This window comes from Pantoea sp. E956-1, assembly GCF_982223955.1.
Genome location: NZ_CEUYZP010000002.1, coordinates 634434 through 654192 on the forward strand (window position 1 = coordinate 634434; position 19759 = coordinate 654192).

A 19759-nucleotide genomic window follows, 5' to 3' on the forward strand; every position below is an offset into this window, starting at 1 on the left:
GCTGCCATTCCACGTATTAAAAATGAAAATGGCTAGGGGTTTAAAACTATGCTAAATAAATTAATCAATCAAGCGCCACTCTAATTAGGGTTTTTCAAGGTATGGGTCAGATGATGGGCTTTCTGGAGTTAGAAAAGAGCAGTCATGTGCCAGCAATTTCCGGAGGTAATTTTTGATCAGGAAAATAACCTTATTGCTGTTAATGCTTTCTTTGTTAACTTTACAGGCTTGTGGTGATATGAAAAATATTCATCCGGAAGAATATTTCTCAGGAGGCCAGTTACAACTCGCGCAGGCAATTGAAGATGGTAATGTTGATGAGGTGGAGAAATTATCAGCTCAGACTGATCTTAATAAACCTGGTGAGAAGGGATTGACGTTTTTGTATTATGCCCTCAGTGAAGCTTCAAAAAAGGACGTTAACAGACTCAATGTAATGAGTGTTTTAGTAAAGCATGGCGCTGATCCTCTACAATACGTTGCCGATATGGGATCTGTGGCAACTAATACAGCGGGATATTCAGACCCTATTTTTATCAAGGCATTGATTAAGGGAGGGATGGATAAAAATGCGAGCTTTAAAAGCACGCCAATAATATTTTATGCAACTAATGAAAAAGCCTTCCCGACTCTAAAATATCTTGTAGAGATTGGTACAGACGTCAATGCCAAAGATGGTCTTGGACAAACGGCAATATTTGAAGGGATATATGGCGAGCAATATGATCAGGTTGAATACCTTCTAAATCATGGCGCTGATGCAAATATTACTGATGTTAACAATGTAACTTTTAATCAGCTACTGGATAAAGTAATGAGTAATACAAATAAAGATAATGTAAAAGCTATTGATAAGCTGAAAGAGATAAAAGCGCTGGCACAAGCAAACCCATAGGGTTTTGGGACAGGCTGAGTGGTATGGGTTAGTTGCACTAAAATCGTCAGACGATTTTAGTGCAACTAACCCATACCACTATAGTCAGACTAAAAAACAGCGTCACTGTCACTATTCGGAATAAGTTCTTTGAATCTGCATCGGCTAGCCTTTGTGACAAGCCCTGGTTACTGCGCTTTTATTCTCACCTCACTCCCGCAATGATCAAGTTCAGACTGGACTGACTTTTCATATTATTGCGCCGCCTGATGTGATCACTTATTTCCGGGTAAATTCGTTTTATCAATAACTTTATTTTTCATCCTGTAAATGTTCGCACGGAGCTCCAATGGCAACCGGAAATACGATTGGTAAATTACAATATGCGCCTGCGCCACAAGGCCATGTGGCGGCGGGCAGTGCCAACCCGCCGAAAAAGAAAAGCTGGTGGAGCAGTTATGGCGACTGGGTCCATACCGGTCTGGACGTGTTAGGCGCAGTTCCGATTGTCGGCACGGTGGCTGACGGCGCGAACGCGGCCATTTACACCGCAGAAGGCGATTATGGTAACGCAGCACTTTCAGCTGCTTCGGCGGCAGCTAACTTTGTACCCGGTGGTGGGGCGGCATTTAAAGCCGGTAAGCTGGCAGCAAAGGCTGGCAAAGCAGTAGAAGCCGCGAAAGTGGGCAAAGGTATTGCAAAAGAAGGTGCTGAACTGGCAGAAAAAGCAGCCGTCAAGGCTGAAACAACCGCCGCTCAAGCTGAAGCTAAAGCCACCAAAAAAGAAGCTGATGAAGTTATCAGTGCTAAGAAAGCGGGCAGTGAAAAGGGAGGAAGTGACAAAGGACATGCGCAGAAAAAGACTGAGCCATGCAAAATTCCGGCAAGGCCTCTGCCGCAGGTCGATATGGCGATTGGTAGTCCGGTTAACCCTGTACTGGGGATCAAACTGCTGTTCGGCCCTGAAGATAATGATTTCTCTTTCCCGGCTTCAGTTCCCCTTAACTGGCAACGCTACTATTTTTCCGATGAAATCGGCAATGGCTGGCTGGGACAGGGCTGGTCACTTCCCATTTCACAGGAAGTACGCAGGAAAGCGGGTCTGCTGGTCTTAATGGATGAACAGGGTCGCGAAATCGAGTTTCCCTATCCGGAAGCGGGCCGCCAGTCTCAGCTTCATCGCTATGAGCAACTCTCCCTCTCGCAGCCGCAGTCTGAAGAATTTTGTATTTCAGCAGCGGATGAAAGCCAGCACTGGCACTTTACACATAAAGTTGAATCTGACCGCTGGCTGTTGTCTGCCATCAGCGATCGTCATGGCAACCGGCTGACGCTCCGTTACGATATCCGGCATCTGCCGGTGCAGATTGAAGATAGCGCTGGCCGTCGATTCAATATCAACTTTTCAACATTTTCATCGGATACGGGTATCCCCTTAATCCGTATCACCAGTGTCAGCGTCTGTTATCCGTCTGATCCTCTGAATGCCGAAATTCTGTGCCGCTACGATTATTCACCTCAGGGTGACCTGATTACCGTGCGTAATGAGCTCAACGAGGTGTTGCGTGAATTCCGTTACCGTAACCACATTATGGTGGCGCATCGCCGCGAGGGCGAAATGGAGTGTTTTTATCACTATGACACCTATGCTCCTGAAGGAAAGGTACTGGCGCATCGCGACAGCCTCGGCGGGGAATGGCGTTTTGAATATGGCAGTCAGACTACAACGGTCACTGATGTACTGGGACGCGTGACACGCTATGACTTTGACGACAATAAGGAACTGATTGGCTATCAGGATGCGATGGAAGGGCATATTCGTATCAGACGTAATGCCCGCGGTCAGATGACACAACTCACCGACCAGAGCGGCCGAATTACGCGCTACCGCTATGATGAACGCGGCAACTGTACGGCCATCATTGAGCCAGATGGTCAGACTACACGTTTTGACTATCACGAACGCTGGAACACGCCGGTTCGTGTGACCAATATGCTGGGCGGCACGCGGGAATTTATCTACGACACAGCAGGAAACTTAATCCGCTTTACTGATGAGATCGGACGCATCACGGAATACAACCATGACGACCGTGGCAATCTGGTCAGGGTGCGTGACGCTGCGGCGGGCGTACAAAGGTTATGCTGGAACCTGGCCAGCTTTCTTATCAGTCATACCGACTGCTCCGGCCGCACCACCACCTTTGATTATGATAAATATGGCTGGATGAAGCAGCAGACGGATGCAGCAGGCAATCAGACGCTGTTCTATAACCGATGGAATGGCCTGCCTCAGCGTATTGTGCATGCCGATGGTGGAACGGAAAGCTTTGAGTTTGACCGCTGGAAACGTCTGATTGCCTGGCAGGATCCTCAGGGGCAGGTTACGCGCTGGAGACTTGCCGCTGATGGCTTGCCGTTATTACGCACTGATGCACTTGGCCACAGCATTGGCTACGAATACGATCTGGCCCGACGCCTGACCGCACTGATTAATGAGAACGGTGCGCGATATACATTCCACTACGACGCCCGGGATAACCGGGTGGAGGAGCGCGGGTTTGATGGTTGTAAAACGCGTTATGAATATGATGACAGTGGCTGGCTGCTGGCTCGCATTGAAGAGGGCGATGGCAGCGGGCCGGTAATTCACTCGCACTATCAACGGGATCCGGCCGGGCGATTGCTGGAAAAACTGGTGTCGCGCGGCGGAGATGCTACATGGCAACGTACCCGCTATCGTTACGATGAGCTGGGGCGCCTCAAGGCCGGTGTCAATCACTGCGGACGCTCTGAACTCGAATGGGATGATGCCGGACAACTGCTCGCAGAGCGGACGCTGGTTCGGGGTCATCGTTATGAACTGCGCCACAGCTATGATGAGCTGGGTAACCGGACGCACACCACTTTACCCGATGGTCGTGAACTGAAGCAGTTCTACTACGGCAGCGGGCATCGGGTGCAGGTGAACTTTGGTAACCGTGTCATCAGCGAAAGCGAACGTGACGTCCTGCACCGTGAAGTGCGCCGCACTCAGGGTGCAATCACCAGTGAATATCTTCACGACGAAATGGGACGGCTGATAAGCCAGCGGGCGGGTCGTGGCGCGCAGTCAGCGGTGGCACGCGAGTACGTCTGGCGGCGCGATGGCCAGCTGATGCAGATGACGGATAAATACACGGGTGATTATCGTTACGAATATGACGCGCTGGGACGGATGACGCGGGCGCGTGATGAGCATTTCGCCTTTGACCCGGCGCATAATCTGCTGAGTGAGGCTCAGACGCAGCCCTTACAGGATAACCGACTCAGGGTTTATGAAGACAAGCGCTGGACCTATGACGGCTTCGGTAATGTGACGCGCAAACAGAGTGGCCGCCACACAGACCAGCAGTTTATCTGGAACGCTGAACATCAACTGATCGAATCGTTGAGCACTCGCAATGAGACTGAACAGCGGACCACCTACGGCTATGATGCGTTTGGCCGTCGAAGCTGGAAACGCGATGTATTTGGAATCACGCGCTTTATCTGGGAAGGTAACCGACTGCTGAGTGAAGAGAGAGGCTCGCGTCAGCACATCTGGATTTATGAGGATGACAGCTTTGCTCCGCTGGCGCAGCTAAGTCTGCAGCAGGGTGAGACGGAGCACGACGCGCAGGTTAACTGGTATCATAACGACGTATCAGGTCTGCCACGCGAGCTGACTGGTGCTAATGGCAGTGTGGTCTGGCGTGCCGTCTATCGTGCCTGGGGTAATACACTGCGCACAGAGCAGGTAGCTGCGAAGAATGCAGAGCCGGTTTATCAGCCACTGCGCTATCAGGGGCAGTATTTCGATGCGGAAACAGGTTTGCACTATAACCGCTTTCGCTATTATGATCCGGACGCGGGCAGATTTGTGAGCCAGGATCCAATAGGGCTTGCTGGTGGGGTTAACCTTTATCAGTATGCGCCGAATCCGTTGAGTTGGATTGACCCGTTGGGGTTATCAGCAGCTCATCGAGGGCGAATTCAGGCACAAGGCTCCTCTCTAGAAGAGTCTGTTTCATGGAGCCAGGAACATCCCCTTACTGCAGAGGATGCTAAAAAAATGATGACTGAGTTGAAAGGTAAACTAAATAAACGTGATTTAGCACTCAGAAAAGATGCATTTCAAAAGGCAGAGAAATTTATAACTACTGCCAGTAAATGCGGAGGTGCTGATGCTCCTGTGAGTAAAACATTTATGGTGAAAGACACTAAGCACGAACGCGTAGATATTGAGATTATTTCTGGAAAAGCATTTTTGGAGTAAATATGTTTAATAGTTATCTTGATGATGAGAATGTGTATTTAGCGCTAGAATCTTTTTTAAAAGATTTTTTTTTAAGTTTTATAAATTCTGAAAAACCTGTAGATTGCCCATATTACAATACTACTTTTTCAAATGGAAAGCCGTTTATGGATGGTAATCCAATATTTTCAGCGCGAAAAAAAAGTAATGGCGCTATTATAAAGGTTATTTTAGACGAAGATGCTGATTCATTAAGCGAGATTGATAAAGAGGTGGATGGTACTCAAATCCATGTCATAGTTGCTAATATTTCTTTTTTGAATTCTATTAAAGAGAAAATTGTTAATTGGTATGGGAGTTAACTATAGAATTCAGGTCCGCATATGATCGCTGCCAGTGGGAGATGAATGCGTCTGATTAGCTAATTATAAAGCTTGCCATAGTGGATGAAAAATTCTGCATCCACGTCTTGTAGGTAAGGCATCTGATAACAGTATTTTCGCGGTTTTATCCTTTCGTGAGCAGTGATATTTCAATAATTTTATTCATTGATAAATATAAGTAAATTTTAAAAAGGAATAATTATGTTGGTTTTAGCCTGGTATTAAAAGAGTGTAAATCCATCTCGAAATATAAGTAAGATGAAAGGTGCCAGGTTAGTCAGAGAATGGGATCCTTCTACAGGTAATAAACGTACATGGTATGAAACGGTAGACCATGCTGAAAATATAAGAAGTGTGGCTCCAAAACCTGTTACTCATGAGAAGAACCATCATATACTTGATATTGATGGTAATTATAAAGGAGGTAGGTGATTCTTTGGATATTAAAATTCAACGCATTGATATAATTGATAAAATATCAGATATATTGGCAGGTAATGCTAAGAGAGATGATGTGTCTGAATGGGCATTTAATATTTTTGATGATGACTCATTAAGATTAAAAGATCCCATTATTTTAAAATACTTGAAATTGCTAGGAGCTGTGGATTTACCTTCTTCAGATCGGGATTTTTTATATACGGATGATGATCTTCGCCACTGGATAAACGAAATTGAGAATGAATAATAAAACGGAAGCGATCTTAACTATCCTTCTGTCTTTTTAATTTTAGCTGTCTGCTGTCAGAATCAGTCACCCCTATTCAACCTTCATGGTTTTCTTTTGACCGACCTCAAATCTCATCTCAGTCAGCGACATCCCGGTAATATGTCCCGTTTCTTCTGAACGTAGCGGGCCACTTCCTCATGCAACGAGGCCATGCTGCGATCGTTGAGGATCAGCAGCATCGTGACACCAGGATAACCGTCTCAGGGTTTATGAAGATAAACGCTGGACCTATGACGGCTTTGGTAATGTGACGCGCAAACAGAGTGGCCGCCACACAGACCAGCAGTTTATCTGGAACGCTGAACATCAGCTGACCGAATCGGTGAGCATCCGAAACGGAAGCGAGCAGCGAACCACCTATGGCTATGATGCGTTTGGACGTCGAAGCTGGAAACGCGATGCTTTTGGCATCACGCGCTTCATCTGGGAAGGTAATCGCCTGCTGAGTGAGGTGAGAGGCTCGCGCCAGCACCTCTGGATTTACGAGGATGACAGCTTTGCTCCCCTGGCGCAGATCAGTCTGCAGCAGGGTGAGACGGAGCACGACGCGCAGGTTAACTGGTATCACAACGACGTATCAGGTCTGCCACGCGAGCTGACTGGTGCTAATGGCAGTGTAGTCTGGCGTGCCGTCTATCGTGCCTGGGGCAATACACTGCGCACAGAGCAGGTAGCTGCGAAGAATGCAGAGCCGGTTTATCAGCCACTGCGCTATCAGGGGCAGTATTTCGATGCGGAAACAGGTTTGCACTATAACCGCTTTCGCTATTATGATCCGGACGCGGGCAGATTTGTGAGCCAGGATCCAATAGGGCTTGCTGGTGGGGTTAACCTTTATCAGTATGCGCCGAATCCGTTGAGTTGGATTGACCCGTTAGGGTTGGCAAGAAAATGTGAGCCTTCATCACCGGGTTCAATGCAAAAGGAAGTTGAACGCGGACAAGCTCCACGAGAAATAGAACGAGTTGATAGAGGTCACATTCCTGGGCAGGAGGCACATGTTCATTACTCTGATGGCACTTCATCTAATTTAAGTGGAGGTATACATGATGCGCATCGAGGTGTGCCCAAACCGACAAAGAAAGCACGCAAATGGCTAATCAGTCATGGCTGGACACCACCAGAGTAAATATATAAGGGCATTATGAAAATTTACGGTTACGAAAATGAAGGCAGCGAATTGGTTTCTCTTCATGAAATGACATTGCAAATAAGTATTGAGGAATTGAAAGAGTTATCCGGTTTTATTTTGAATACTATTTGCATTATGGAGAAATATGGCGAGAGTTTTGGTCATGAACATTTTTCTGATTTTTTAAAGCATCGGGTCTCTCCAGATATTGTTATAACTAAATGAAAATTAAGGGAGAGGTTTAGGTGATCCTGGGCTTCCCCTAGATAATCTATAAATTGAGGTTGAGTTTGTTTCCCCCAAGTAATTGAAAAGGAATTTATATGATAGATCACAGATTGCCGGAGTTTTATCTTAATATTTACGGCAGGGAATATGGGCATCTACTTTCTGAGCTATCGCCTCAACTCATCAACAGGATGGCTTACGAACATCAGCCAATGCCTGATGAAAAGCCAGTGAAACCTGAGTGGATGTATACGCTGAGACAACGTATTTCTGACGTTGAGACTTTCATAACGACGTGTCAGGTCTGCCACGCGAGCTGACCTGTGCTGATGGCAGTGTGGTCTGGCGTGCCGTCTATCGTGCCTGGGGCAATACACTGCGCACAGAGCAGGCAGCTGCGGAGAATGCAGAGCCGGTTTATCAGCCACTGCGCTATCAGGGGCAGTATTTCGATGCGGAAACAGGTTTGCACTATAACCGCTTTCGCTATTATGATCCGGATGCGGGCAGGTTTGTGAGCTAGGATCCGATAGGGCTTGCTGGTGGGGTTAACCTTTATCAGTATGCGCCGAATCCGCTGAGTTGGGTGGATCCGCTGGGGTTAACTAAATGTGCACCAAATAAGTAAACGACTTATGAAGGTGTTAGTCGAAGGGATGCATTGAGGCAGGCTAAACGTGATGCAGGAATACCTAAGAATCAGCAGCCTTATGAAGTTAGTAGGACTAAGTTAGGTGACGGATATGGTGTTTACATGAGAAATAAAAATGGGATCCCTATTGAAAATCGACAATACCATTTCAAAGACGGGAATGGTTCGACTGTGGTAATTCAGGAGCATAGTTTAGGACATGCTAAAGCAACACCTTTACATGGTGCTTAACCACATTTTAACGTAAGGCCAGTCGAACCAGTGACTGGGAAAATTTTAGATACCGGTAGTGTTCCTGGAACTCACGGTCATTATAATTTTCCATAAGGAGTTGATATGTGGTTTGAATGTGCTTTACACAAAGAAAAAATAACTCATATGTTTGGTGATGTTTTTGAATTAAAAGACGCTCAATTAAATGGATTCTACTTTCACGAAACATCATCCATTAGATTCTTGTTCAGCATTAAAGGTATCCCTCAAAAACACCCTAAGAAATGGGATGATAATGGATATAATGCGATGAACATTGTTCTGGGTTTTGATGGAGTAAAGAACTTTAATGCTAATTGCTGCAAGGTTAACTTTATATGCAATCCGGATATTCATAGCTCTCAAGGTAAATCTACAATTAGCGTAAAAAGCGAGATGAGCTCTATCTTTTGTGAATCGGAGTTTCTAATAATCGAAAATATTAGCTCGTATACTGATATAAGATGGGATTGATTTGGCTTTCAATAGGAATGACATAACTTGGTTATTATGTATAAATATAATAATTAGTGAGGTGAGAGGCTCGCGCTAGCAGCTCTGTATTTACGAAGATGACAGCTTTGCTCCGCTGGCGCAGCTAAGTCTGCAGCAGGGTGATACTGAGCATGACGCGCAGGTTAACTGGTATCATAACAACGTGTCAGGTCTTCCACGAGAGCTGACAGGTATGGATGGCAGTGTGGTCTGGCGTGCTGTCTATCGTGCCTGGGGCAATACGCTGCGCATAGAGCAGGCAACCGGAGAGAATGCAGAGCCGGTTTATCAGCCACTGCGCTATCAGGGTCAGTATTTCGATGCGGAAACGGGTTTGCACTATAACCGTTTTCGCTATTATGATCCGGATGCGGGCAGGTTTGTGAGCCAGGATCCGAAAGGGCTTGCTGGTGGGGTTAACCTTTATCAGTATGCGCCGAATCCGTTGAGTTGGGTGGATCCGCTGGGGCTCTCCAAATGCCATCTGGATAACCCTAAGAAAAAAGTAAATAGCGCTGAAATAGGAGATATTGTCAGAACCCCAACATCGCATCCGGAAGACTTTATTAAAGTTAAAGGAGGAGATTATAAGAACAACCACACTAACGAAATTTGGAGTAAAAGTAATACTTCGCATAGTGACAAGCAAGGTGAATGGAAAGTTGGTATAGGTAAGTCAGCACCAAAACCAAGGCATAAAATAACTATAGATATGAGTGATGGTAAAATTATCAAAGTTGACAAGTGGTTTTTCACTAAGTGATATCAATTTTTCTGGTTTTAGTCAGTCAGAAAATTGGGTTGGTTATTTTGAAAAAAAAGGTGCTTTTTCATATGACTTAATTGATAAGGCAATCAATTTATTTGAGGGGTTTTTCGGGGCTAGTGGTGATGAGGGTATTATTCTGGTTGCACTTTTATTCAATGATGAAAGAGAGGATGACGTTGATACTATAAAAAAATATGGGAAGTTATACGAGGATGTAAAAGATAAAGGGTTAGTATTTCCTATGAATGATGATTTTGAAAGCTATCTATATGGGGACTCCTGTTTACCTGCAAGTTCTTTAAAGTTGAGTTTTGATGCTAATGACTTCAAAGATCTTTCTCGATTGTTAATGTGTCACGCGGGAGTAATTGGCCAGGTCTGTTTTTATATTAATTTATCAAAAAATGTGGCTATTTATCCTCATGATGATGTTGGGTTCGGATGTATTGCTCTCAATTCTGATACGAACACAAGCAAGTCTTTCCTTAGTTATTGTTCGAAAGATATGGATTTTGAAGTTTTCCTTAACGAAGATGATGTGGTGCAGAAGATTTAAAATAAGGATGTCGTGAATCATCAGTGAACAGATTACAGGAATTGTTTAACTTACTATCAAATCCGTGGAGATAAGAATGAATTTAGATCAAGAGTTCTCATTGAATATGGATAAGTTTCATCCCAAGCCAAGAATAATTAATGAATGGGAGCAAATTGCTGATGTGCTCTCTGAGTCATTTAATTGGAAAGGCTAAAAAATAGACTGGAAGTGTTTGGGATTACATATTGAAAAGCCGATTGATTTCAAATCTACACAAATTGAAAAAGAAGTTGAAGGGTTCATTAAGGAAAGTGGGTTATATGAATTTATAAATGAGGGTGAGATAGTTTGTTATGTTAATGATTCGTCGCTTGATTTTGCAGTTTCGCTTGATTCGAAAATATTCTTGTCTTTTGTAATTTATGTAATAAATAACACCCCTCAGCATCATTATTTTTTTTGATGAGGAAGTGAGTTGGTGTTTTACTATTACTGCAGAGAGTTATCTTGACTTTGGTATTAAGGGTTAATTTTTTTGTTGATATTTAAAAAAGTAAAATCTTGAGGTTGTTATTAACTTCGTTGCGACTAATCACCTCTTTAGAGAGTTAATTCTCATGTGTTTTCTATTAAAGTTACTATAGAGTGTGTTTTTGGTTTGTCTCTATATATAAATAAGGTGGGTCCAATAAGTTCTAATTTAGATCTGCCTTTGCTCTCAAACGAGAATGATGCATTTTGGTTATAATAAATAAAGACGAATATAACGCTCTTGACTACATTAATGATGCTATTGATATAACTAATCAAAGAGCCATGGAAAAGCCGGAGTTTACAGTTTTTCAGGTTGCTCTGAAGCAGCTTATTTATGTAAAAAAAATACTAACTGGTGAAGAGAAAGATAAAAGTGTCCTGCATGGCATGAATCTGGGGACTCTGGCCTCCAAAGAGTTTGATACAACTGACCCAGAACTTGCTAAACATCTTTCAAACGCAAATTATATTGCATCTCAAATAGGTGCGGGACTCAAGGTTATTCTTCCTCATCAAACCGATCCTGAATATGAAAATCGTAAAAAAAGATATTTAAAATTTCATAAGTAAATGGGTGTTGGCCTATTCTACTCAGTCTTTATTGGTTGATATCCAGATCACATATTAAATGAAAAAGTTACTCTATTAACTATGTCCATAGATTTTGCTTTTTTTAGGCAGGAGTCTGTGTAGAAAGATAATTTCATCCTGACACCTGTTACTTCTAATCATAAGATACTTTTAGTAAAAATCATTTCCCTTCAACTTTAACTGGCTCGCTTCACTGGCTGTACGGATGAACCATGTTCCCGCGCATTACTTCACCGCAGCTGGCCTGCTGTTCGATACGCTTATGGGCACCGAAATGCTGGTTGTCCGTTTGTGCTCACCGTCGAACTGCTGTTCACCGACGCGCGTATCGACCACCACGCTTTGGTGGGCAAGCAGGTGACTTTTACGCTACCGACCCATGGCCTGATGAACGCGCTTAGTCTGCGCTAACTTAACGGCAAAATCACCCGCTGACGGTGCGCAGCCAGGAGCTAAGCGGCACACGATATGCGGTCTATTAACTGACGGCCGAGCCTGACCTGTGACCGTTGAAACGTGACCGCTATCATTAGCGCTTCTAAAACGATTCTGGCTGGCAAATGATTTTTAAAAGAGATGGCAATAGCGTGGAAATCATAGCATTTTTATTGTTTTTATCAGTGACGGAGTTTTTTATCTGGAGCAGTAAGATTTCCTATGGGAGAAAAACGCTGGCTGGTATAAGTAAAGCTTTTGTCGGTGTTTTTATCGCCATTATCGCTATCGGGTTCGTGCTTAAAGGACTGGCAGCGATAATGCCAGGTTTTACCAGGGACGCCGCAGGGGATTTAATGGAGGCATTAGGTGCGTCATTATTTTTTATATGGGGTATGAGGTTTATACTTGTTGGGTTGTGCAATATATTTGGCAATATTATGGATTTTCACAAGAAATATAATGCTGATAATTACAGGAGGTTTTCACCAGCTATCAATAAACTGGCGCCAGGGCTGTTCATTTTTTCAAAGGTCATTCTGTCTTTTGGATCTATAGTGATTTATTACGGTATCTGGCTGGCGAATTAAACTAAGAAGGGAAACAGGCTTTAAATTTTGATACGGGCTTTGGTTTTCCCCTTAAGCCGGGTTTCTCCAGAGAAGCGATCGAACAGCGCTTCTGGACATGCCTCTATACTCCGGCCAGAAAAAATGCTGCATTACTAAGTTGTGTTATCAAAAACGCCAAGCTAGCGGAACTGATACCGGTTGCCTTTCCAGATATCTGTTTAACCCATATCGGACACTACTTAACCACGTATGACTCATCCTGTCCGGGAGTTTGGGCCGTGTATGAAGGTTGCCAGTGTAAGATAAATGCGTCTGACTGGCTGTTTAAAAAGCCTGCCATGACGGGCTTAAAGTCCCGCACCGCCACAGGAGCTAATACGGGACGGTGCGCTGTCTGTATAGCGGGTTGCAAAAGGTGGGTGAAAGCAGCAGCGCGACACGCATTACCTGTCGACCGCGGGGGGTGGCTGGAAGCCGCTGGTGCACATCGATACGCTGGATGACAGCGCCATGATGTACTGGTACCCATTCTTTAATATAAGCACGGAATCTGATTATGTTCTCACGCATTACTGCACAGCTGCCGGCGGACGGCCTGCTGTTCCATACGCTTAAGGGCAACGAGACGCTGTCCCGTCCGTTTGTGCTCACCGCTGAACTGCTGGCCACCGACGCGCGCATCGACCGCCACGCCCTGCTGGGGAAGTCGGTGACGTTTACGCTGCCGACCGATGGGCTGATGAACGCGCTGAGCCCGCGCTACCTTAACGGCAAAATCACCCGGGTGGCGGTGCGCAGCCAGGAGCTGAGCGGCACCCGCTACGCGGTCTATGCGCTGACGGTCGAGCCTGACCTGTGGCCGATGAAGCGCGACCGCAACCTGCGCATCTTCCAGAGCCAGACGGTGCCGCAGATTGTGCAGACGCTGCTGAAGGAGTACGGGGTCAACGTGGAGACGCGCCTGGCGGGCAGCTACCGGGTGTGGGAGTACTGCGTGCAGTATCAGGAGAGCAGCCTGGACTTTATCAGCCGCCTGATGGAGCTGGAGGGGATTTACTACTTCTTCCGCCACGAGGCGGACAGACACACGCTGGTGCTGTGCGACGCGCCGGACCAGCATCAGGCGTTTCCGGGCTATGAGACCATTGCCTATCACGTCACCCCGTCGGGCGGCGTGGTCACCGAAGAGGGCATCAGCCAGTGGTCGCTGGCGGAGAGCGTGACGCCGGGCATCTACAGCACCGACGACTACGACTTCCGCAAGCCGAACGCCTGGATGCTGCAGGCGCGGCAGAACCCGGCGTCGCCGGTGCCGGGCTCGGTTGACGTTTACGACTGGCCGGGCCATTTTGTCGACCACAGCCACGGTGAGTCCTACGCGCGCATCCGTCAGGAAGTGTGGCAGGCCGAGCACCACAGCGTCAGCGGGTCGGGCACGGCCACCGGCATCGCGCCGGGCTTTACCTTCTCGATCATCAACGCGCCGCACTTCAGCGACAACGGCGAGTATCTGGTGACCTCGGCGACCTATGATTTCGCCGAGAACGCCTACGCCAGCGGCGATACCGGCGACAGCCGTCACAACATCCACTTCACGGTGCTGCCGTCGTCGGTGACCTACCGCACGCCGCCCGAAACGGCGTGGCCGAAAACGCACGGCCCGCAGACCGCGAAGGTGGTGGGGCCCAAAGGCGAGTCGATCTGGACCGACCGCTACGGGCGGGTGAAGGTGAAGTTTCACTGGGACCGGCTGGCGAAAGGCGACGACACCAGCTCCTGCTGGGTGCGCGTCTCCAGCGCCTGGGCGGGCCAGGGATTCGGCGGCGTGCAGATCCCGCGCGTTAACGACGAAGTGGTGGTGGACTTCATCAACGGCGATCCGGATCGTCCGCTGATCATCGGCCGGGTTTACAACGAGGCAAGCATGCCGCCGTGGGCGCTGCCGGCAGCGGCGACGCAGATGGGCTTTCTGAGCCGGTCGAAGGATGGCACGGCGGACACCGCGAATGCGTTAAGGTTTGAGGATAAGGCGGGTGAGGAACATCTGTGGATTCAGGCGCAGAAGAACATGGATACGCATGTTAAAAATGATGAATCACACAGTGTTCTAAACAATAGGACACTTTCGGTGGGTGCTAATAATGAGACGCGAGTGGATGGTGACCATACTCTCGGCACTCAGGGAAATAGTAAAACGCTGACAACGGGCAATCGTACTGAACAGGCCTTTGCTTCTTACACAATTGCAGCCGGAGATTCTGTAAGGATCGAGTGTGGCCTCAGCGCGATTGAGTTAACTAAAGAGGGTGCGATTAATTTCATTGGTAAAAATTTTAATATTACCGTCGACGGTAATGGGGAGATTAACACTAAAGGTGGTGAGTTACATTTAAATCCAGAAGGAGGAAGCGCTGCAATAATTGCACCGGGTAGTGGACATAAAAATAAAATAAAAAGTGAAATTGAAAACTACTTTTCTTTATCAGCAAAAAATACTAAAGGATAAAAATGGCCATCTATACTCTTCAGGAAGCTTCAATTGAACTGCCCGACATATTTAAAGACCGGACAATGAATCTTTTTACGCTCAGCGAAAATAATGCGAGTGAGTTTACGTTCGTAGTGTCTCGCGCATCTGCTTTTCATGACGATACAGTGCAAAAAGTGGCCGCTAGAATTATCAATGAGATGAGTGTCACTGTTCCCGCTTTTGTAAACGTAACATCACAACTGATCGAGATAGATAATCTGCCTGCAGTTGAGCTTTTTTATCATTTTGAAAATGATGGCGCTGAGATCTGGCAAAAACAATCGATTGTTTTATTTGATGATGACGCCGGGGGTAAAAAGATTGTTTGTTATATTGGAACATGCCCAGGACGTTTTAATGATTATTATACTAAGCAATATCATGAGATTATTAACAGTATAAAATTTAATTCTCGTTATTCTGATCATGAGCCGGTACCCGTGGCAACTGATGCGTCGGGGATTTTCTTTTCTTTCGATAACGATACTAAAGTGCTTACCGCACATGAAACGGTGACATTACTTTATCAGAATGTTGATTTGAAAAGAGCTCTGAATGGCAGTTATTTGTTCTTTGACTCAGCGGGAAGCCCATTACATATCGCCGCCTTAAATAATGAAGAGCCGTTGCGCTATGCACTATGGACATCACCACACAGAAAAAACTCATCTGTAAGAGATATTCTTGGTATGGCAAAAGCATTTAAAGGACCAGCAGAGCTCTCCAGCGAACAACAGATCCTTGCGTTTCTTCAGAGACATAAGGATGTATAAATCATGGCTGAATTCAATGCTGCCAGGGAGCAGGACGAGGTAGCTCATACAGCCTCCAAAGGCTGGATGATCGCCGGGTTAATTGGCGGTGCGATATTGGGTGCAGCAGCCGTTGTTGTTACCGGTGGAGCGGCTCTGGTTGTCGTATCCGCAGCAGCAGCCGGTGCCTGCGCCGCCGGAGGAGTGGGTGAGGTGCTTGGCAGCATGTCATGGGCTCCGCGGCACAACACTGGCAAACTGTTATCCGGATCGCCGAATGTTTTCACTAACAGCAGAGCAGCGATACGGGCACGTTTATCCAAAGGCGACTGCAATGAGCACAGTGGCTCATTGCAGCTGGTAGCTGAAGGTTCCGATAAGGTTTTTATTAATAACTTTCCTGCCGCCCGTATCGGAGACCGTTTGACCTGCAGTGCGGAGATATCTGGTGGTTCCGCAAATGTGTTTATTGGCGGAGGTAAACTTCAGACTGATGACATTAATCCCGAAATCCCTGACTGGGTGAACTGGTTGATGATGGGGATAGGGACTGCTGCCGTCGCGGTGCTGGCTTCTCCGGCTATTGCGCTGCTAGGGTTAGCAGGCGCGATGGGCGGGGGTTACGCCGGCAACTGGGTGGGTGGCAGACTATTCGGGGAGGGCTCTGACGAACAAAAATGGTCTATGCTGGTGGGCAGTTTTGTCGGTGGGGCATTTGGTGGCAAAGGGGGGATGAAGTTTGATGCCTGGCGTGCTGTCAAAACGGGTGAGAACGTTGAGGTTGTACCTGAAGTTGTAGCTGAACCTGTTGTTCCGAAAATGCCTTTGTCTGAGGCTGTTGGAAAGGCCCAGGCGGATGAATGGATTGCAGCAGGACGTGCAAATGCATTGAGCAATAATGCGGTGAAGTCTGCAATGCTAACGGATGACCAAGTGGGAGCTTTATATGGCTATACCACGAATGAGGGTTACACAGCATTAAATCCAGCATTAAGAGGTCAAACTCCATTAACTCCAGAATTAGAAGCCTTTGCCGCACATGCTAAGGATGGCCTTTCCAAGCTCCCTCCTTATAAAGGACTTTCATATCGAGGGATAAATTCCCTTCCTGAAGAAGTACTTGCTAAAAATCAGCCTGGTAACATAGTTTCAGATGGTGCATTTATGAGTACATCCTCAAATGAACCATTTCAAGGTAACATATTGATTAAAGTCAATGGTGCTTTCGGGCGAGACGTGGCATTTTTATCAGAGTATCCTCTTGAAGCGGAAGTTTTATACCCTCCAGACACACAATTTAAAGTTATCGAAAGAATTGATGATGGCGGGAATATTACATTGACTTATAAGGAGTTTTTATGATTGATCTTAGGGCTAATGATGATGCGCTTTTCATTTATGCCAGACGTTACGCTCATTTAATACCCCAGGCATCACGGCAGTTGATGAACAGAATGTCTTATGAACAAAAACCTTTACGCGCTAAACCTGAGGACGCTCTCAAGCCAGAATGGGCGAAATCTTTACCTCAGAAAATTACTGATGAACAGGCATTAGATAAATGTCAGGGCGCTTTGATGGGGTTGGCGGTTGGAGACGCTATCGGCACAACGCTAGAATTTATGCCAAGAGATAAAGCTCGCGTTGATGACATGATTGGCGGGGGACCTTTTTCTCTTAAACCCGGTGAGTGGACTGATGACACCTCGATGGCGCTGTGTCTCGCTGAAACTTATATTGAAAGCAATAAATGTGATATTACCTTGTTCCGAAAAAAGCTACTCAACTGGTATAAGAATGGGACAAATAGTTCTAATGGCGTATGCTTTGATATAGGTAATACAACGCGCTATGCGCTTGAGCAGTTTGTCCTTCATGGACCAACCTGGATGGGAAATACTTCTCCTGAGACTGCAGGGAATGCAGCATTAATCCGCCATGCACCTACTGCTATTTTCAGAAGGAAATCGTTTATTGACGGTTGGCGAGATGCGATACTACAGAGTGAGGCTACACATTGTGCCGCAGAGTCTATAGATAGCTGTCGCTTTTTTAATGTCATGCTTCATTACATCTTAAATGGTTACAGTAAGAGTGAAAGCTTTGCTCCTCATCTTATGGGATCAACATTACGTGTATTAATCATCAATGCCGGTGAATATAAAGAAAAGCATCGGGACCAAATTCGATCTTCTGGCTACGTTATTGACACGCTGGAAGCAGCATTATGGGCCGTCTGGCATACAGACAATTTCAAAGATGCTATTTTACTGGCGGCAAATCTTGCTGATGATGCTGACAGCGTAGCAGCCACCGCAGGCCAGTTAGCGGGCGCATTGTATGGTTTATCAGGCATCCCTAAGGAATGGGTTGATAAAATAGTACAAAAAGACAGAATCCTCTCAATGGCAGAACAATTGTTTCATATGGCGCCTGAAGAACAAGATTAATGATAAAATCCCATATCTGCAGTATGGGATTTTTTTTGTCAATGAAGAAGGAAGTTGAAATTATTTAGATTGACATTGACTAAGCACTAAAAAACTGCGCTGAACTGGATCTGATTAATAAATGCATTATTTCTTATGTTTTCGTGTGTTTTTATTTTAGCTGCATGCATAATGAAATAATCAAGAAGTAGTGAGCGAGCGAAATGAATGGGTCAAATTAAATATGCGAACATCACATTTTACATCAATTTTATGGGGCGTGATGGTTTGTAAAGTATAATTGCTTTCCTTATTTTTTAATTAAAATGTTTTAAAAAACCACCTCCGCTCTGTCTTTCTGGATTAATGCCAAAGTCATATATTGATTGAAAAATTTATTCTATTGACCATGTTTATAAATGTTGCTTGTTTTTTTAAGCAGGAATATGTGTAGAAAGATAATTTCATCCTGACACCCGTTACCTCTAATCAAAAGATGCTTTAAGTAAAAATCATTTACCTTCCACTTTTACTGACTCGCTTCATCGTCAGTTCTGTCTGTACGGAAAAAGACTATGTTCTCACGCATTACTGCACAACTGCCGGCGGACGGCCTGCTGTTCCATACGCTTAAGGGCACCGAGACGCTGTCCCGTCCGTTTGTGCTCACCGCTGAACTGCTGGCCACCGACGCGCGCATCGACCGCCACGCCCTGCTGGGGAAGCCGGTGACGTTTACGCTGCCGACCGATGGCCTGATGAACGCGCTGAGCCCGCGCTACCTCAACGGCAAAATCACCCGGGTGGCGGTGCGCAGCCAGGAGCTGAGCGGCACCCGCTACGCGGTCTATGCGCTGACGGTCGAGCCGGACCTGTGGCCGATGAAGCGCGACCGCAACCTGCGCATCTTCCAGAGCCAGACGGTGCCGCAGATTGTGCAGACGCTGCTGAAGGAGTATGGGGTCAACGTGGAGACGCGCCTGGCGGGCAGCTACCGCGTGTGGGAGTACTGCGTGCAGTATCAGGAGAGCAGCCTGGACTTTATCAGCCGCCTTATGGAGCTGGAGGGAATTTACTACTTCTTCCGCCACGAGGCGGACAGACACACGCTGGTGCTGTGCGACGCGCCGGACCAGCATCAGGCGTTTCCGGGCTACGAGACCATTGCCTATCACGTCACCCCGTCGGGCGGCGTGGTCACCGAAGAGGGCATCAGCCAGTGGTCGCTGGCGGAGAGCGTGACGCCGGGCATTTACAGCACCGACGACTACGACTTCCGCAAGCCGAACGCCTGGATGCTGCAGGCGCGGCAGAACCCGGCGTCGCCGGTGCCGGGCTCGGTGGACGTTTACGACTGGCCGGGCCATTTTGTCGACCACAGCCACGGCGAGTCCTACGCGCGCATCCGTCAGGAAGTGTGGCAGGCCGAGCACCACAGCGTCAGCGGGTCGGGCACGGCAACCGGCATCGCGCCGGGCTTTACCTTCTCGATCATCAACGCGCCGCACTTCAGCGACAACGGCGAGTATCTGGTGACCTCGGCGACCTATGATTTCGCCGAGAACGCCTACGCCAGCGGCGATACCG

Annotated in this window: 15 protein-coding genes and 3 pseudogenes; all 18 read left to right on the top strand. The window is 46.8% G+C overall.

Annotated elements, in window-relative coordinates; translation table 11 throughout:
* Nucleotides 1–172 precede the first annotated feature (172 nt).
* The gene (locus AC0T7J_RS10505; RefSeq protein ID WP_473793944.1) at nucleotides 173–895 is read left to right on the top strand and encodes an ankyrin repeat domain-containing protein; all 723 of its coding nucleotides are present in this window, start codon (nucleotides 173–175) and stop codon (nucleotides 893–895) included.
* A gap of 328 nt (nucleotides 896–1223) precedes the next feature.
* Entirely contained in the window at nucleotides 1224–5171 is a 3948-nt protein-coding gene (locus tag AC0T7J_RS10510; RefSeq protein ID WP_473793946.1) for an RHS repeat-associated core domain-containing protein, read from the top strand.
* A 2-nt stretch (nucleotides 5172–5173) separates the two neighbouring features.
* Nucleotides 5174–5512, top strand: coding sequence for a hypothetical protein (locus AC0T7J_RS10515; protein WP_115759230.1), 339 nt, complete (start codon nucleotides 5174–5176; stop codon nucleotides 5510–5512).
* A gap of 457 nt (nucleotides 5513–5969) precedes the next feature.
* The gene (locus AC0T7J_RS10520) at nucleotides 5970–6221 is read left to right on the top strand and encodes a hypothetical protein (protein ID WP_099258035.1); all 252 of its coding nucleotides are present in this window, start codon (nucleotides 5970–5972) and stop codon (nucleotides 6219–6221) included.
* 232 nt (nucleotides 6222–6453) lie between these two features.
* Nucleotides 6454–7392, top strand: a pseudogene (locus AC0T7J_RS10525) (RHS repeat-associated core domain-containing protein); the annotation flags it as partial.
* A gap of 15 nt (nucleotides 7393–7407) precedes the next feature.
* Nucleotides 7408–7620: a hypothetical protein gene (locus AC0T7J_RS10530; RefSeq protein WP_109654375.1), complete on the top strand. Its 213-nt coding sequence runs from the start codon at nucleotides 7408–7410 to the stop codon at nucleotides 7618–7620.
* A 286-nt stretch (nucleotides 7621–7906) separates the two neighbouring features.
* Nucleotides 7907–8602 (top strand): annotated as a pseudogene (locus tag AC0T7J_RS10535) (RHS repeat-associated core domain-containing protein); the annotation flags it as partial.
* A 9-nt stretch (nucleotides 8603–8611) separates the two neighbouring features.
* Entirely contained in the window at nucleotides 8612–9001 is a 390-nt protein-coding gene (locus AC0T7J_RS10540) for an Imm50 family immunity protein (RefSeq protein WP_473793949.1), read from the top strand.
* 43 nt (nucleotides 9002–9044) lie between these two features.
* Nucleotides 9045–9785: pseudogene (locus tag AC0T7J_RS10545) on the top strand (RHS repeat-associated core domain-containing protein); the annotation flags it as partial.
* On the top strand, nucleotides 9742–10347 hold the full coding sequence (locus AC0T7J_RS10550) for a hypothetical protein (RefSeq protein WP_473793951.1): 606 nt from the start codon (nucleotides 9742–9744) through the stop codon (nucleotides 10345–10347). The pseudogene AC0T7J_RS10545 and the gene AC0T7J_RS10550, both read left to right, overlap by 44 nt.
* A 720-nt stretch (nucleotides 10348–11067) precedes the next feature.
* Nucleotides 11068–11433 (top strand): immunity protein Tsi6 family protein, encoded by a 366-nt coding sequence (locus tag AC0T7J_RS10555; protein ID WP_473793952.1) that lies wholly within the window; start codon nucleotides 11068–11070, stop codon nucleotides 11431–11433.
* A 312-nt stretch (nucleotides 11434–11745) separates the two neighbouring features.
* A complete protein-coding gene (locus AC0T7J_RS10560; RefSeq protein WP_473793954.1) occupies nucleotides 11746–11865 on the top strand; it encodes a type VI secretion protein in 120 nt (39 codons plus the stop codon).
* A 149-nt stretch (nucleotides 11866–12014) separates the two neighbouring features.
* A complete protein-coding gene (locus AC0T7J_RS10565) occupies nucleotides 12015–12479 on the top strand; it encodes a hypothetical protein (RefSeq protein ID WP_473793955.1) in 465 nt (154 codons plus the stop codon).
* 538 nt (nucleotides 12480–13017) lie between these two features.
* Complete coding sequence (locus AC0T7J_RS10570) at nucleotides 13018–14967, top strand: type VI secretion system Vgr family protein (RefSeq protein ID WP_473793957.1); 1950 nt, start codon at nucleotides 13018–13020, stop codon at nucleotides 14965–14967.
* A gap of 2 nt (nucleotides 14968–14969) precedes the next feature.
* Nucleotides 14970–15764: a DcrB-related protein gene (locus tag AC0T7J_RS10575; RefSeq protein ID WP_473793958.1), complete on the top strand. Its 795-nt coding sequence runs from the start codon at nucleotides 14970–14972 to the stop codon at nucleotides 15762–15764.
* A 3-nt stretch (nucleotides 15765–15767) separates the two neighbouring features.
* Nucleotides 15768–17105 (top strand): PAAR domain-containing protein, encoded by a 1338-nt coding sequence (locus AC0T7J_RS10580; protein ID WP_473793960.1) that lies wholly within the window; start codon nucleotides 15768–15770, stop codon nucleotides 17103–17105.
* A complete protein-coding gene (gene tri1 / locus AC0T7J_RS10585) occupies nucleotides 17102–18193 on the top strand; it encodes an ADP-ribosylarginine hydrolase Tri1 (protein WP_191914812.1) in 1092 nt (363 codons plus the stop codon). The genes AC0T7J_RS10580 and tri1 overlap by 4 nt, the downstream gene beginning before the upstream one ends.
* 554 nt (nucleotides 18194–18747) lie before the next feature.
* On the top strand, nucleotides 18748–19759 hold a 1012-nt coding region (locus tag AC0T7J_RS10590), incomplete at its 3' end, for a type VI secretion system Vgr family protein (protein ID WP_473793962.1).